Here is a 14508-nt window from a genome sequence, read left to right as displayed (position 1 = left end):
CGTGGAGCCCAGGCCGGACACCCTGTCGGGGGTGCGACGGCGACGCCGAAGGGGCGGGGGATCAACTCCCCCGCCCCTTCGGTGTGTTCAGGCCCTGGTTCAGCCCTCGATGGACGTCATCACGTGCTTGATGCGGGTGTAGTCCTCGAAGCCGTACGCCGAGAGGTCCTTGCCGTAGCCGGACTTCTTGAAGCCGCCGTGCGGCATCTCGGCGACCAGCGGGATGTGGGTGTTGATCCACACGCAGCCGAAGTCCAGGTTCTTGGACATCCGCATGGCGCGGGCGTGGTCCTTGGTCCACACCGAGGAGGCGAGCGCGTACTCGACGCCGTTCGCGTACTCCAGGGCCTGGGCCTCGTCGGTGAAGGACTGGACGGTGATGACCGGCCCGAACACCTCGTTCTGGATGATCTCGTCGTCCTGCTGGAGGCCGGAGACGACGGTCGGGGCGTAGAAGTAGCCCTGCTCGCCGACCCGGTGGCCGCCCGCCTCGACCTTGGCGTGGGCCGGGAGGCGGTCGATGAAGCCGGTGACCTGCTTCAGCTGGTTGGCGTTGTTGAGCGGCCCGTACAGCACGTCCGCGTCGTCCGGCTGCCCGGTCTTCGTGTCGGCGGCGGCCTTGGCCAGCGCGGTCACGAACTCGTCGTGGATCGACTCGTGGACCAGCACGCGGGTCGCGGCCGTACAGTCCTGACCGGCGTTGAAGTACCCGGCGACCGCGATGTCCTCGACGGCCTTGGCGATGTCGGCGTCCTCGAAGACGACCACCGGGGCCTTGCCGCCCAGCTCCAGGTGGACGCGCTTGACGTCCTTGGACGCCGACTCGGCGACCTGCATGCCGGCCCGTACGGAACCGGTGATGGAGGCCATCGCGGGAGTGCGGTGCTCGACCATGGCGCGGCCGGTGTCGCGGTCGCCGCAGATGACGTTGAAGACGCCCTTGGGCACGATCGCGCCGATGATCTCGGCGATCAGGACCGTCGAGGCGGGGGTGGTGTCCGACGGCTTCAGGACGACCGTGTTGCCCGCCGCGAGCGCCGGGGCGAACTTCCAGACGGCCATCATCATCGGGTAGTTCCACGGCGCGACCTGCGCGCAGACGCCGACCGGCTCGCGGCGGATGATCGAGGTCATCCCTTCCATGTACTCGCCGGCGCTGCGGCCTTCGAGCAGGCGGGCCGCGCCCGCGAAGAAGCGGATCTGGTCCACCATCGGCGGCACTTCTTCGGTGCGGGTGAGCTCGATCGGCTTGCCGGTGTTCTCCGACTCGGCGGCGATCAGCTCCTCGGCGCGCTCCTCGAAGGCGTCCGCGATCTTGAGCAGCACCTTCTGGCGCTCGGCGGGGGTGGTGTCGCGCCAGGCCGGGAAGGCCGCGGCGGCGGCCGCCATGGCCGCGTCCACGTCCTCCTGGCCGGAGAGCGGCGAGGTCGCGTACGCCTGGCCCGTGGCCGGGTTGACCACCTCGATGGTCCGCCCGTCGGCAGCATCGCGGAACTCTCCGTCGATGTAGTTGCGCAAACGACGCAGTTCGGTGGTCACTTCGCTGGCCTCCCGGTCCGATGTCCGATGGATGAGACAGCCCACCCTAGTCGGTCGAGTAACGCTTTCGACAGACCCGCCGCCCGTGAACTTCGGATTCAGTTCCCTGGAGGTCACGGAACAACGAATTTCATCGCTTTGGGGTTGCGGGACGGAGCGAGTCGGGTGCACAGTGGCTCCGTGGCCAGCCGAAGCACAGACCCCAGGATCGGGAACGGATCGTCCCCCTCCATCGACGCCGTCTCCCTGGCGATCATCGAACAGCTCCAGGAGGACGGGCGCCGCCCGTACGCCGCGATCGGCAAGGCCGTCGGCCTGTCCGAGGCGGCCGTGCGCCAGCGCGTCCAGAAGCTCCTGGACCAGGGCGTGATGCAGATCGTCGCCGTCACCGACCCGCTCACCGTGGGGTTCCGGCGCCAGGCGATGGTCGGCATCCGCGTCGAGGGCGACCTCGACCCGGTGGCGGAGGCCCTGACGGCCATGGCCGAGTGCGAGTACGTGGTGATGACCGCGGGCTCCTTCGACCTGATGGTGGAGGTCGTCTGCGAGGACGACGACCACCTCCTCGAAGTGATCAACAAGAGGATCCGCGCCCTCCCCGGCGTGCGCTCCACCGAGAGCTTCGTCTACCTCAAGCTGAAGAAGCAGACCTATATGTGGGGAACCCGATAGCCGTGAGCAAGGACCTCAGCCAGACCGCCTACGACCACCTGTGGATGCACTTCACCCGCATGTCGTCGTACGAGAACGCGCCCGTTCCCACCATCGTCCGTGGCGAGGGCACCTACATCTACGACGACAAGGGCAAGAAGTACCTCGACGGCCTGTCGGGCCTGTTCGTCGTCAACGCCGGCCACGGCCGTCACGAGCTCGCCGAGACCGCCTACAAGCAGGCGCAGGAGCTGGCCTTCTTCCCGGTGTGGTCCTACGCCCACCCCAAGGCCGTCGAGCTCGCCGAGCGTCTCGCGAACTACGCGCCGGGCGACCTCAACAAGGTCTTCTTCACCACCGGTGGCGGCGAGGCCGTCGAGACCGCCTGGAAGCTGGCCAAGCAGTACCACAAGCTCACCGGCAACCACACGAAGTACAAGGTCATCTCGCGTGCGGTCGCCTACCACGGCACCCCGCAGGGCGCCCTGTCCATCACCGGTCTGCCCGCCCTGAAGGCGCCCTTCGAGCCGCTGGTCCCCGGCGCGCACAAGGTGCCCAACACCAACATCTACCGCGCCCCGATCCACGGCGACGACCCCGAGGCCTTCGGCCGCTGGGCCGCCGACCAGATCGAGCAGGAGATCCTCTTCGAGGGCCCCGAGACCGTCGCCGCCGTCTTCCTGGAGCCGGTGCAGAACGCCGGCGGCTGCTTCCCGCCGCCGCCCGGCTACTTCCAGCGCGTGCGCGAGATCTGCGACAAGTACGACGTGCTGCTCGTCTCGGACGAGGTCATCTGCGCCTTCGGCCGCCTCGGCACGATGTTCGCCTGCGACAAGTTCGACTACGTACCGGACATGATCACCTGCGCCAAGGGCATGACCTCGGGCTACTCCCCGATCGGCGCCTGCATCATCTCCGACAAGCTCGCCGAGCCGTTCTACAAGGGCGACAACACCTTCCTGCACGGCTACACCTTCGGCGGCCACCCGGTCTCCGCCGCGGTGGGCCTGGCCAACCTCGACATCTTCGAGAAGGAGGGCCTCAACCAGCACGTGCTCGACAACGAGGGCGCCTTCTTCGACACCCTCAAGAAGCTGCACGACCTGCCGATCGTCGGCGACGTCCGCGGCAACGGCTTCTTCTACGGCATCGAGCTGGTGAAGGACAAGGCCACCAAGGAGACGTTCAACGACGAGGAGACCGAGCGCGTCCTGTACGGCTTCCTCTCCAAGGCGCTGTACGACAACGGCCTGTACTGCCGGGCCGACGACCGCGGCGACCCGGTCGTCCAGCTCGCCCCGCCGCTGATCTCCGACCAGTCGACCTTCGACGAGATCGAGGGCGTGCTGCGCCAGGTCCTGACGGAGGCCTGGACGAAGCTCTGACCGTCCGCGTCCCCGGCCCGGCCGCGCCCATCCGAGTGAGATGGGCGCGGCCGGGCCGCGTGCTGTCCGGGCAGTCACGCCCCAGTCCCTAGCGTGCCCAGTGACCGATCGGCCCTGCCTTCGTTCCCCCGTACGGGGAGCAGGAAATCTGATCTGAACCGAGGTATGCACCATGGTGGCTCCGCCGGACAACGACGTGCTGTGGGCGCGTTCCCTGCACCACTCCCACAGCGGCTCTCCCGCCCTGACCGGCGTCAGCGTCGGGGTCCGCGAGGGCGAGATCCTCGCCGTCGGCGGACCGCGCGGCAGCGGCAAGACGACGCTGCTGCGCTGCCTGTCGGGCACCCTGGTCCCCGACGAGGGCGAGGTGTGGTTCAACAGCGGGCCCGTGCACACCCTGGGCGCGGTCGCCCGCGAGCGGCTGCGCCGCGACCGGTTCGGCTGGATCGACCCCGAACCCACCCTGGTCCCCGAACTCACCGCCTGGGAGAACGCCGCCCTGCCGCTGCTGCTCCGCGGCATCGCGCACCGCGCCGCGAAGAAGGCCGCCCTGGAGTGGCTGGAGCGGCTCGACATCGACATGTGCGCGAAGAAACGCCCGCACGCCCTGCTCCAGGCGCAGCGTCAGCGCGTGGCCATCGCCCGCGCGCTGATCGCGACCCCGGCCGTCCTGTTCGTCGACGAGCCGACCGCGACCCTGCACCGCGCCGACCGGGCCCAGGTGCTGCGCACCCTGCTCACCGCGGCCCGCTCGCACCGGATCACCACCCTCATCGCCACCCACGACACCGACATCGCGGCGCTGGCCGACCGCACGGTGGTCCTCATCGACGGCCGCCGGGTCAACTCCCCCGGAAACAAAGGCGCTTCGGATGCGGAGGGTATCGCGGCGTGCTCGCTCTCCGTCTAGCCCGCGGCACCCATCCCCTGGTCCTGCTGCGTCGCCTGCTGGTGTCCGCCGCCTCGGCCGGGGTCGGCTTCCTGCTGCTGTGCACGCTCGGGTACGCGGTCGGCCATCCTGGCGGGTCGGCGCTGCGGCTGCTGTGGTGCGTGGTGCCGCTGGCGGCCACCGTGTACTTCGCGGTCGCCGTCGCCCGCACCGACCCGAGCACCCGGCCGCGTACGGGGCTGTCCGCGGTGGGCCTGGGCCCGGCCCGCCTCGCCGCGATCGCCGCGGTGTCCACCCTGGTGTCGTGCACGCTGGGCTCGGCGGTGGCGCTGCTCGTCTATCTGCATCTGCGCGGCGACATCACGGGGCTCCCCTTCGACGGGGCCGCCGCCGGTCTGCTCACCGCGGACCAGCCCATGCCGCTGGCGGGCGCCCTGACCCTGCTCGCCGTCCTGCCGGTGACGGCGGCGGCGGCGGCCGGGATCGCGCTGCGCCCGCGCACCGCGCGCCCCGGCGACGAGAGCGACCCGGTGCGCCCCGAGGAGCCCGCGCCGACGCCGAGCGGGCTGCCGTGGGGCTTCGCGCTCGTCGCGGCGGGGCTCGCGGTCGAGACGTACGTGAGCCGCGGGAGGTCGCAGTCCGCGTTCCCGATGCCGGGCCACCCCGAGGCCAGCCCGGCCGGGGTGCTGGCCGGCTGGGCGCTGACCGCGGTCGGCCTCGCCCTCGCCGGGCCGGGCCTCGCGCACTTCAGCGGGCGGCTGCTCCAGCTCGTCCGGCCGGGGGCGGCCCGCCTGCTCGCGGGCCGGATCCTGATGACGGAGGCCCGCCGCATCGGGCGTCCGCTGGGGGTGGTGTGCGCGGTGGGCTCCGCGGCGATCGCGGCGGGCACGCTGTACGGGGGCCGGGCCGGGCCGCATCCCTTCGGGCCGCTCACGGGGCTCGGGGCGGCGCTGGTGATCAGCTGCACGGTGGCCACGCTGCTGACGGCGACCCTGGAGTCCCGTCATGCCCGGGCCCGCACCAGGGAGGCCCTGCTGTCCCTGGGCACCCCGGTGGCCCTCCTCAGGACCGCCGCGACCCTGCGTGCCGTGTCCCTGCTGGCCGTCTTCACCCCCCTGACCCTGACGATCGCGGAACTCGCGGCCCTGCCGTTGCGGTGAATCCGGGGGCCCTTGGGGGGTGCCGTTGCGGCGGGGCCGGTTGCAGCGGGCCGGGTTGCAGCGGGGCCAGCACTCCTGGGGCTCCGCCCCAGACCCGGCCTGACCCCACCCCGCCCCTTCCCTAAACCCGCCGGGGGTTGAAGGACCCTGGGGGCTCCGCCCCCAGACCCCCGATCGCGCCTGAACGGCGCTCGTCCTCAAACGCCGGACGGGCTAAAGATGCCCATGCCGACCAGCACCATGCCGCTAAGGGGCGCGGGGAAGTGCGCGAGAAGCGAGCACGGTCCGCACGTCGAACGGGGTTGGGGGCGCGGGGAACTGCGCGACCGGCCGTCCACGGCCCGCGGACGAAAACGGGTTGGGGCAGCGGCGAACCCGCACCCGCGGAGTGGCCAGCACCGGTCCCGTCAGGGGCGCGGGGAACTGCGCGAGGAGCGGGGACGGTCCGCACGTCGGGCGGGGTCGGGGCGCGGGGCCGTCGGAGGTGGGTCTCGCGCCGCGTTTAGCATGGACGCCGTGCCGGACGAAGAAGCGACGCGCCCCACAGGCAGCGACACCGAAATCGAATCCCTCGCCGAGTTCGACGCGGCCACCGCACACCGCGGACTCGCAGGGTTCAGGGTCCAGTCGGTGGACCTGACCGCCCGCACCCCCGTACTGCTCGCCACCGACACCGCCGGCGCCGTGTTCCTCGGCTGCGCGATGGAGCCGGAGGCCGCCGCCAAGGTCCGGGCCGACGGCGCCCTGGTCTTCCCGCCCGTACCGCACCTGCCGTTCGACCCGTACCGGGGCGCGCTCTACTCCCCCGCCGAGCTCTTCGAGGGGCTCGCGTCCGGCTACGAGCGGACCCCGGACGCGCTGTCGTACGCCTGGTTCCAGCGGACCAGGACGGACGGCGACATCTTCTCCTCGATGCTGCGCTCCATCCACGACGACGCGATCTCCGACGCCCTGGACGAACTCCTCGTCGGGGCACGGGTGGTGGGCGTGATGGGCGGTCACGCGATGGCCCGCGGCACCGCCGAGTACGAGGGCGCCGCCGTGCTCGGGCGCACGCTGGCCCGCGCCGGGTTCACGGTGGCGACGGGCGGCGGCCCGGGCGCGATGGAGGCCGCGAATCTGGGCGCGTACGCGGCGCCCTTCGACGACGCGATGCTGGCCTCGGCCCTCGAACTCCTCGCCACGGAGCCGTCGTTCAGGCCGTCCGTGTCCGCGTGGGCCCGCGCCGCCTTCGACGTCCGTACGAAGTGGCCGCGCGGCGGCACCTCCGTGGGCATCCCCACCTGGTTCTACGGCCACGAGCCGCCGAACGCCTTCGCGAACTCGATCGCCAAGTACTTCGCCAACGCCACCCGCGAGGACGGCCTGCTCGCCCGCTCCAACGCCGGGGTCGTCTTCCTGCCGGGCGCGGCCGGCACCGTACAGGAGATCTTCGACAACGCGACGCCGAACTACTACGAGTCGCGGGGCGGCCCGACACCGATGGTGCTGGTCGACCGCGCGCACTGGACCGAGCGGCTGCCCGCCTGGCCACTGCTCCAGGCACTGGGGCAGGACCGGCCGATGGCGGCCCGGATCGCCCTGGTCGACTCCGTCTCGGAGGCTCCGGCCGCGCTGGCCCGCATGTCCCGCTAGCCCTCGGCCAGGTGACCGGCGAGCGTGTCGAAGAAGTGCGACCAGCCGCCCTTGGCCTGCTCGTACTGTTCGGCCGTGAGGTTGCCGCCGTGCTGGCGGAAGACCATCTCCGTCTTGTCGCCGTGGTCGGCGAGGGTGACGGTGACGATCTCGCCCTCGATGTCTGCGGGCGCGGAGGCGTCCTTCAGGGTGAAGACGAGCCGCTCCGGTTCGACGACCTCCTTGTAGACGCCCCCGAACGGCATCTCGCCGTGGCCGGGGACGAGCATGACGAGGCTCCAGGCGCCGCCGGGCCGCACGTCAAGGGAGATCCGGTCGAGCGGGACCTCGGCCGTGCCGCCGTACCAGGCGGCGAAGTGCTCGGGGGTGGTCCAGGCCCGGAAGACCAGGGTGCGGGGCGCGTCGAGGACGCGGGTGATCTCGATGCCTTCGTTCACGGTCCCACTCATCGTCGTCGTTTCCTCTCGGGCGCTCTCGCCAGTGTTCCGCGAGAGCGCCGAAGCCGCCTTCCGGCAACCTTCGGCATCGCTTCAGCCGGTCGGTGGCGCCCGGGAGACGGCCGGAGGGCCCCTTTCGGAGGGCTCGGCGAGCTCGGCACACGGGCAGCGCAAGGGTCTCGCAAGAGGAGCGCCTGCTCAGGCAACTCCCAAGGGGCGGTAAACGTCTGGTAAAGCGGAGTGGGGCGAACCGGTCGCCCCCGCCAGGAACGGAGTCACTTGTGCTGCTCGGTCTGCTGACCGCCATCGCCGCCTCGGTCTGCTACGGCACGGGTTCGGTCCTGCAAGCGGTCGGGTCCCGCAAGTCCGCCCGCCGCGACGCGGCCGCTGGTGACCGGACCCAGCACGGCGGACCCAGCCTCTCCTCCACCGCCAAGGCGGCGACGACCTGGGAGTTCATCGTCGGGACCGTGCTCGACTTCGTCGGATTCGGGCTCGGCGCGCTCGCGGCCCGCCTGCTGCCGCTCTTCCTCTCCCAGACGGTGATCAGCGCGAACCTGGTCATCACGGCCGTCCTCAGCGTCAAGCTCCTGGGCATCCGGCTGAACCGCGCGGAGTGGACGTCCATCGGCGTGGTGTGCTCGGCGCTGGTCCTGCTCGCCTCGGCGGCGGGCCACGAGGGCAGCGGGCACACCGAACGGGCCACGCACTGGTGGCTGCTGGCGGTCTCGATCCTGCTGATGGCCGGGGGCACGGTGGTGGTACGCCTGATGGGCGCCCGCGCCGCGATCCTCGCGGGGCTCCTGTCGGGCCTCGGCTTCGGCGCGCTCGGCGTCGGCGTACGCATCCTGAACGGCATCGACCCCTTCGACGCCGGCGCCCTGCTCACCGACCCGGCGCTGTACGCGATCCTGGTCGCGGGCATCGGCGGCATGTACCTGCACACGGTGGCCCTGCAGATCGGCTCGGTGAACGGTGCGACGGCGGCGCTGGTGGTGGGCGAGACCGTGCTGCCCGGCGCGATCGGTGTGCTGTGGCTGGGGGACGCATCGCGCGAGGGTCTCGCGTGGATGGCGGTGCTGGGGTTCGTCCTCGCGGTGGCCGGGGCGGTGGCGGTGGCGTGGTTCGGCTCACCCGACGCGCACGGGGCGCCGGAACGCGAGCGCGAACTGACCCCGGCGGGCTGATTCCCCCACCCCGCCCCTTCCCTGGACCCGCCGGGGGTGGGGGGAGTCCCGGGGCTCCCCCCTCCTCGGGGCCCGTTCGCGCCTGAACGGCGCTCGTCCTCAAACTCGCCCAAGGCCTTAAGGGCCAGGGGGGACCCCCATGACGGGCTGAAGATGCCAGCACTGGCACGCACCAGTACCGCCAGGGGCGCGGGGAACTGCGCGAGAAGCGAGCACGGTCCGCAGCTGAGCGTGATCCCCCGGAGGCCACGCGGCGGAGCCGCAGAGTGTCACAGTCGGAAGGGGCGGCGGGCGGGAACTCACGGGGTGGGGGAAGCCCCCAGCACCACCACTGCCGCCGCCGAGAAGGCGACTCCCACCCCGGCCCCCACCGCGGGCGCCCCCTCCAGCCCGCACTCCGCCTCCAGTTGCGGCCCGGCGTCCGGCCGCAGCCGGAGCGAGACGTGGCTGCCGCGGAACGTCCGCGCGGCCACCGTGCAGGGCAGTCCGTCCCGCTCGGGGACGAGCCGGACGCCCGCCGGGCGGACCAGGACCCGTACGGAGCCTTGGGGGGAGCCCGCGGGGACCGGCACCTTGCCCCAGGGCGTGTCCGCGACCTCCCCCGCCACGCTCGCAGGGACCACGTTCTCGAAGCCGAGGAAGCGGGCCACGAATTCCGAGGCGGGCCGCTGCCAGACCTCCAGCGGCGTACCGGTCTGCGCGATGCGGCCGTCGCGCATCACCACGACCCGGTCGGCCAGCGCGAACGCCTCCCCCTGGTCGTGTGTGACGGCCAGCACCGTGGTGCCCAACTGGCCGAAGAGAGCGCGGAGTTCGATCACGAGGCGTTCGCGCAGGGTGCGGTCGAGCTGGCCGAGCGGCTCGTCCAGCATCAGGAGCCTGGGCGAGGGCGCGAGGGCCCGCGCGAGCGCGACGCGCTGCTGCTCGCCGCCGGACAGCGCCGCGACGGCCCGCCGCTGGGCGCCGGGGAGCCCCACGAGTTCGAGCAACTCGGCCACCCTGCGCGCCTGTTCGGCCCGGGTTGCACCCCGCATCCGGAGCCCGAACGCCACGTTCCCCGCGACGTCGCGCTGCGGGAAGAGCTGGTGGTCCTGGAACATCAGGCCGAGCCCGCGCTTGTGCACGGGCACCCCCACTTGGTCGGCCCCGGCGAGCGACACCCGCCCGGCGTCCAGCGGTTGGAGCCCGGCGACGACGCGCAGCAGCGTCGACTTGCCGCTGCCGCTGGGCCCGAGCACGCACACCGTCTCGTGGTCGGCGACCTCCAGGTCGACCGCGTCGAGCGCGGCGCGCTGTGCGAACCGTACGGTCACACCGTCCAGTCTCAGCATCAGAACTCCCCGCTCCGGTCGGTCCGGATCCGTTCCAGGACGAGCAGCGACACCGCGCACACCACCATCAGAATCGTGCTGAGGGCCATGGCCTGGCCGTAGTTGAGGTCGCCGGCCCGGCCGAGGAGGCGGGCCACGGCGACGGGCAGGGTCGGATGGTCGGGCCGGGCGATGAAGACGGTCGCCCCGAACTCCCCGAGCGAGACGGCGAAGGCGAAGCCCGCCGCGACCAGCAGGGCACGCCGCACCAGCGGCAGGTCCACCTCGCGCCAGGCCCGCAGCGGGGACGCCCCGAGCACGGCCGCCGCCTCGCGCAGCCGCCCGTCCACCGCGCGCAGCACCGGCAGCATGATCCGTACGACGAAGGGGGTGCCCACCAGCGCCTGGGCGAGCGGGACCAGGATCCACGAGGTCCGCAGGTCCAGCGGCGGCTCGTCGAGGGTGATCAGGAATCCGAAGCCGACGGTCACGGCGGAGACGCCGAGCGGCAGCATCAGGAGGGCGTCGAAGCCGCGGATGAGCCGGCCGCTGCCGCGCCGGGTGAGGGCGGCCGCCGCGAGGCCGCCGATGACGAGCGCGATGGCGGTGGCGGCGAGCGCGTACTGGAGCGAGTTCCCGATCGCCTCGATGGGCGGCACGAGGAAGCTGCCGTTGTCCCCGGCGTCCTGGAGCGCCCGGTAGTAGCCGAGGCCGTAGCCGTCGGGGGTGTCCAGGGAGCGCTCGATCAGGACACCGACGGGCAGCAGGATGAGCAGGACGACGATCGCGAGGACTCCGGCGAGCAGCGTCCACTGCCCGGCGCCGCGCGGGCGCCGCACGGTCTGGGCGGGGTCGACGAGTTTGAGCGCGCTCTCGCGGCGGCGCACCGTGCGGGCGTGCACGGCGAGAATCGCGCCGACCGCCGCGAACTGCACGAGCGTCAGGACGGCGGCGGTGGGCAGGTCGAGGAGTTCGGCGGTCTGCCGGTAGATCTCCACTTCGAGGGTGGAGAAGGTGGGGCCGCCGAGGATCTGGACGACGCCGAAGGAGGTGAAGGTGAAGAGGAAGACCATGAGCGCGGCGGCGGCGACCGCGGGGCCGAGCGCGGGCAGCGTCACCGTGCGCCAGGCCGCGAACCGGGAGGCACCGAGCACCCGGGCGGCCTCTTCCTGGCGGGGGTCGAGCTGGGACCACAGGCCGCCGACGGTGCGGACGACCACCGCGTAGTTGAAGAAGACGTGCGCGAGCAGGATCGCCCACACCGTCGTGTCGAGGCGCACGCCCCACAGCTGGTCGAGCAGCCCGCCGCGGCCCAGCAGCGCGAGGAACGCGGTGCCCACCACGACGGTCGGCAGCACGAACGGCACGGTGACGACGGCCCGCAGCAGTTGCTTGCCGGGGAAGTCCAGGCGGGCGAAGACGTATGCGCCGGGCAGGGCGATCAGCAGGGTGAGCGCGGTGGAGGCGAGCGCCTGCCAGGTGGTGAACCACAGGACGTGCCCGATGTCCGGGTCGCCGAGCACCTCGCCGATCCGGCCGAACTGCCAGGCGCCGTCCGCCCGGAGCCCGCGCCCGACGATGGCGGCCACGGGCCAGGCGAAGAACACGGCGAAGAACACGGCGGGCAGGGCCATCAGGCCCAGCCGCACCGCGCCCCGCCGCGCTCGGGTGCCTACTTCAGGACGAGCGAGGACCACGTCTTGACCCACTGGTCACGGTTCTTGGCGATCTTGTCGGGGGCGACGGTCGCCGAGTTCGTGATCTTCGCGCCGAACTTGGTGAACTCCGGCGGGACGGCCGCGTCCTTGGCGACCGGGTCCACGAACATCTGGAGCGGCATGTCCTCCTGGAACTTCTTGGAGATCAGGAAGTCCAGGAGCGCCTTGCCGCCGGCCTCGTTCCTGGCGCCCTTGAGCAGGCCCGCGAACTCGGTCTGGCGGAAGCAGGTGCCGGTGGCGACGCCGGTGGGCGCCTCGGCGGGCTTCGGGTCGGCGTAGATCACCTCGGCGGGCGGGCTGGAGGCGTAACTGACGACCAGCGGCCGGTCGCCCTTGGCCTTCTTGCCGCCGGCCGAACCGGAGAAGTCGGTGTTGTAGGCCTGCTCCCAGCCGTCGACGACCTTGACGCCGTTGGCCTTCAGCTTCTTCCAGTAGTCCTGCCAGCCGTCGTCCCCGTACTTGGCGACCGAGCCGAGCATGAAGCCCAGCCCGGGCGAGGACGTCGCCACGTTCTCCGTGACCAGAAGGTCCTTGTACTCGGGCTTGATCAGGTCGTCGAAGGACTGCGGCGGGCTGAGCTTCTTGTCCGCGAAGTACTTCTTGTCGTAGTTGACGCAGATGTCGCCGGTGTCGATGGGCGTCACCCGGTGCTTGGCCCGGTCGAGCTGGACGTCGGCGGGAATCCGGTCCAGGCCCTTGGCCTCGTACGGCGTGAAGACGCCGTTGTCGAGGGCGCGCGAGAGCAGCGTGTTGTCGACGCCGAAGAACACGTCGCCGCGCGGGGAGCCCTTGGTGAGGATCTCCTGGTTGAGGGCGGCCCCGGCGTCCCCGCTCTTGAGGACCTTCACGGTGTAGCCGGTCTGCGCGGTGAACGCCTTGAGCACCGGGTCGGACGCGGCGAACGAGTCGTGGCTGACCAGCGTCACCGTCTTGCCGGCGGACCCGCTCGCGGTGCCGGACTTCTTGCCGTCCGAGCCGCCGCAGGCCGCCAGCGTGGTGACCCCGAGGGCGGCGGCGAGCGCGCCGGCCGCGAGCCTCTTGGTACGCATTTCTTCATTCCTCCTGGAGATGACCAGGAAGAGACGCGGCCCTGCCCGCACGACGTGGCGTCGTGCGGGCAGGGCGCAACAGCTTGAGTAATCGCCGAACTTCCTACCCCGAATGACCGGGGCAAGGTTCAGAGGGTCTGCGGTCCGTGTCCCTCGCGGGCACCGCACTCTCAGCGCTGTGGCGCTCCCCTGTCGGAATATGCAGATGTTTCCAGCCAGGTTACACGGGGCCCTTCAGGCGCCCCGGGCCGTTTCGCCGTTCGGACGCGCCGCGGCTAGCGCTCGGAGGCGGCGAGCTGGCCGCAGGCCCCGTCGATCTCCTGACCGCGGGTGTCGCGGACGGTCACGGGCACGCCGTGGGCCGCGATGGCCTCGACGAACGCCTTCTCGTCCTCGGGCCGCGAGGCCGTCCACTTGGAGCCCGGCGTCGGGTTCAGCGGGATCAGGTTGACGTGCACCCGCTTGCCCTTGAGGAGCCGCCCGAGCAGATCGCCGCGCCACGCCTGGTCGTTGATGTCGCGGATCAGGGCGTACTCGATGGAGATGCGGCGGCCGGACTTCTCGGCGTACTCCCACGCGGCGTCGAGGACCTCGCGGACCTTCCACCGGGTGTTGACCGGGACGAGGGTGTCGCGCAGCTCGTCGTCCGGCGCGTGCAGGCTCACCGCGAGGCGGCACTTGAAGCCCTCGTCGGCGAAGCGGTGCATGGCGGGCACCAGGCCCACGGTGGAGACGGTGATGCCGCGCTGGGACAGGCCCAGGCCGTCCGGCTCGGGGTCGGTGAGCCGGCGGATGGCGCCGACCACGCGCTTGTAGTTGGCGAGCGGCTCGCCCATGCCCATGAAGACGATGTTGGACAGGCGGGCGGGCCCGCCGGGGACCTCGCCGTCGCGCAGCGCCCGCATGCCGTCGACGATCTGGTGCACGATCTCGGCGGTCGACAGGTTGCGGTCGAGGCCCGCCTGGCCGGTGGCGCAGAACGGGCAGTTCATGCCGCACCCGGCCTGCGAGGAGATGCACATCGTCACCCGGTCCGGGTAGCGCATCAGGACGGACTCGACGAGCGTGCCGTCGTGCAGCTTCCACAGGGTCTTGCGGGTGGTGTCGTCGTCGCACGAGATGTGGCGGACGACCGACATCAGGTCGGGCAGCAGCTCCTCCTGGAGCCGGCCGCGCGCGGCGAGCGGAATGTCGGTCCACTCCGCCGGGTCGTGGGCGTACCGCGCGAAGTAGTGCTGCGAGAGCTGCTTGGCGCGGAACGGCTTCTCGCCGATCGCGGCGACGGCTTCCTTGCGCTCGGCGGGCGAGAGGTCGGCGAGGTGCCGCGGCGGCTTCTTGGCTCCGCGGGGGGCGACGAAAGTGAGTTCTCCGGGCTTGGGCATGGTTCTCCCAGTGTCGCAGACGGATCCCGCTGACCTCGGCCCGTCGCTCCGCCGAGTGGTGGTTGGCGGTCGTCATTGGTGATCGTTGGCGGCCCTCGGACGGCCCAGAGACGGCCCGGGGGCCGCTCCCCATCCATCCCACAACCGAGCAGGCTGGAGCGGCATC

At 71.8% G+C, this 14508-nt stretch carries 12 protein-coding genes; 6 read left to right on the top strand and 6 right to left on the bottom strand.

What is annotated here, in order from left to right:
* Positions 1-99: 99 nt before the first annotated feature.
* Entirely contained in the window at positions 100-1539 is a 1440-nt protein-coding gene (locus AC07F3_RS26650; protein ID WP_479116947.1) for a gamma-aminobutyraldehyde dehydrogenase, read from the bottom strand.
* Positions 1540-1719: 180 nt separating this feature from the next.
* Between AC07F3_RS26650 and AC07F3_RS26645 the strand changes: the two genes are divergently transcribed.
* From AC07F3_RS26645 to AC07F3_RS26625, 5 genes are all read left to right on the top strand, one after another.
* Positions 1720-2211, top strand: a complete 492-nt coding sequence (locus AC07F3_RS26645; protein ID WP_189764099.1) for an Lrp/AsnC family transcriptional regulator — start codon at positions 1720-1722, stop codon at positions 2209-2211.
* Positions 2196-3575, top strand: coding sequence for an aspartate aminotransferase family protein (locus AC07F3_RS26640; protein WP_479116946.1), 1380 nt, complete (start codon positions 2196-2198; stop codon positions 3573-3575). Before AC07F3_RS26645 ends, AC07F3_RS26640 begins: the two co-directional genes overlap by 16 nt.
* 172 nt (positions 3576-3747) lie before the next feature.
* Positions 3748-4485, top strand: coding sequence for an ABC transporter ATP-binding protein (locus tag AC07F3_RS26635; RefSeq protein ID WP_479116945.1), 738 nt, complete (start codon positions 3748-3750; stop codon positions 4483-4485).
* Positions 4467-5624: a hypothetical protein gene (locus tag AC07F3_RS26630; RefSeq protein ID WP_479116944.1), complete on the top strand. Its 1158-nt coding sequence runs from the start codon at positions 4467-4469 to the stop codon at positions 5622-5624. Before AC07F3_RS26635 ends, AC07F3_RS26630 begins: the two co-directional genes overlap by 19 nt.
* A 516-nt stretch (positions 5625-6140) precedes the next feature.
* Positions 6141-7259, top strand: coding sequence for an LOG family protein (locus AC07F3_RS26625; RefSeq protein ID WP_479116943.1), 1119 nt, complete (start codon positions 6141-6143; stop codon positions 7257-7259).
* Here the strand turns inward: AC07F3_RS26625 and AC07F3_RS26620 are convergent.
* Positions 7256-7708: an SRPBCC family protein gene (locus AC07F3_RS26620; protein WP_479116942.1), complete on the bottom strand. Its 453-nt coding sequence runs from the start codon at positions 7706-7708 to the stop codon at positions 7256-7258. The two genes, AC07F3_RS26625 and AC07F3_RS26620, sit on opposite strands and share 4 nt — an antisense overlap.
* A gap of 269 nt (positions 7709-7977) precedes the next feature.
* Between AC07F3_RS26620 and AC07F3_RS26615 the strand changes: the two genes are divergently transcribed.
* Entirely contained in the window at positions 7978-8883 is a 906-nt protein-coding gene (locus AC07F3_RS26615) for a DMT family protein (RefSeq protein ID WP_479116941.1), read from the top strand.
* Positions 8884-9182: 299 nt separating this feature from the next.
* On the opposite strand, the gene AC07F3_RS26610 is transcribed toward AC07F3_RS26615, so the two are convergent.
* From AC07F3_RS26610 to rlmN, 4 genes are all read right to left on the bottom strand, one after another.
* Positions 9183-10214 carry an ABC transporter ATP-binding protein gene (locus tag AC07F3_RS26610; protein WP_479116940.1) on the bottom strand — a complete coding sequence of 344 codons (1032 nt, stop codon included), beginning with the start codon at positions 10212-10214 and terminating at the stop codon, positions 9183-9185.
* Positions 10214-11827: an ABC transporter permease gene (locus tag AC07F3_RS26605; RefSeq protein ID WP_479116939.1), complete on the bottom strand. Its 1614-nt coding sequence runs from the start codon at positions 11825-11827 to the stop codon at positions 10214-10216. Before AC07F3_RS26605 ends, AC07F3_RS26610 begins: the two co-directional genes overlap by 1 nt.
* 38 nt (positions 11828-11865) lie before the next feature.
* Complete coding sequence (locus AC07F3_RS26600) at positions 11866-12960, bottom strand: thiamine ABC transporter substrate-binding protein (protein ID WP_479116938.1); 1095 nt, start codon at positions 12958-12960, stop codon at positions 11866-11868.
* Between the two features lie 275 nt (positions 12961-13235).
* The gene (rlmN, locus tag AC07F3_RS26595; protein ID WP_053729267.1) at positions 13236-14342 is read right to left on the bottom strand and encodes a dual-specificity RNA methyltransferase RlmN; all 1107 of its coding nucleotides are present in this window, start codon (positions 14340-14342) and stop codon (positions 13236-13238) included.
* Positions 14343-14508: the final 166 nt, after the last annotated feature.

The organism is Streptomyces sp. NPDC045846 (genome assembly GCF_056431605.1).
The sequence above is the reverse complement of the archived record's forward strand: the minus strand, read 5'-3'. Positions and strand labels throughout refer to the sequence as shown.

Excerpts from the sequence above, each read along its gene's own strand:
- AC07F3_RS26635 (WP_479116945.1), top strand. The coding sequence starts at position 3,748 with ATGGTGGCTCCGCCGGACAACGACGTGCTGTGGGCGCGTTCCCTGCAC.
- AC07F3_RS26620 (WP_479116942.1), bottom strand. The coding sequence starts at position 7,708 with ATGAGTGGGACCGTGAACGAAGGCATCGAGATCACCCGCGTCCTCGAC.
- AC07F3_RS26610 (WP_479116940.1), bottom strand. The coding sequence starts at position 10,214 with ATGCTGAGACTGGACGGTGTGACCGTACGGTTCGCACAGCGCGCCGCG.
- AC07F3_RS26605 (WP_479116939.1), bottom strand. The coding sequence starts at position 11,827 with ATGGCCCTGCCCGCCGTGTTCTTCGCCGTGTTCTTCGCCTGGCCCGTG.
- AC07F3_RS26600 (WP_479116938.1), bottom strand. The coding sequence starts at position 12,960 with ATGCGTACCAAGAGGCTCGCGGCCGGCGCGCTCGCCGCCGCCCTCGGG.
- rlmN (WP_053729267.1), bottom strand. The coding sequence starts at position 14,342 with ATGCCCAAGCCCGGAGAACTCACTTTCGTCGCCCCCCGCGGAGCCAAG.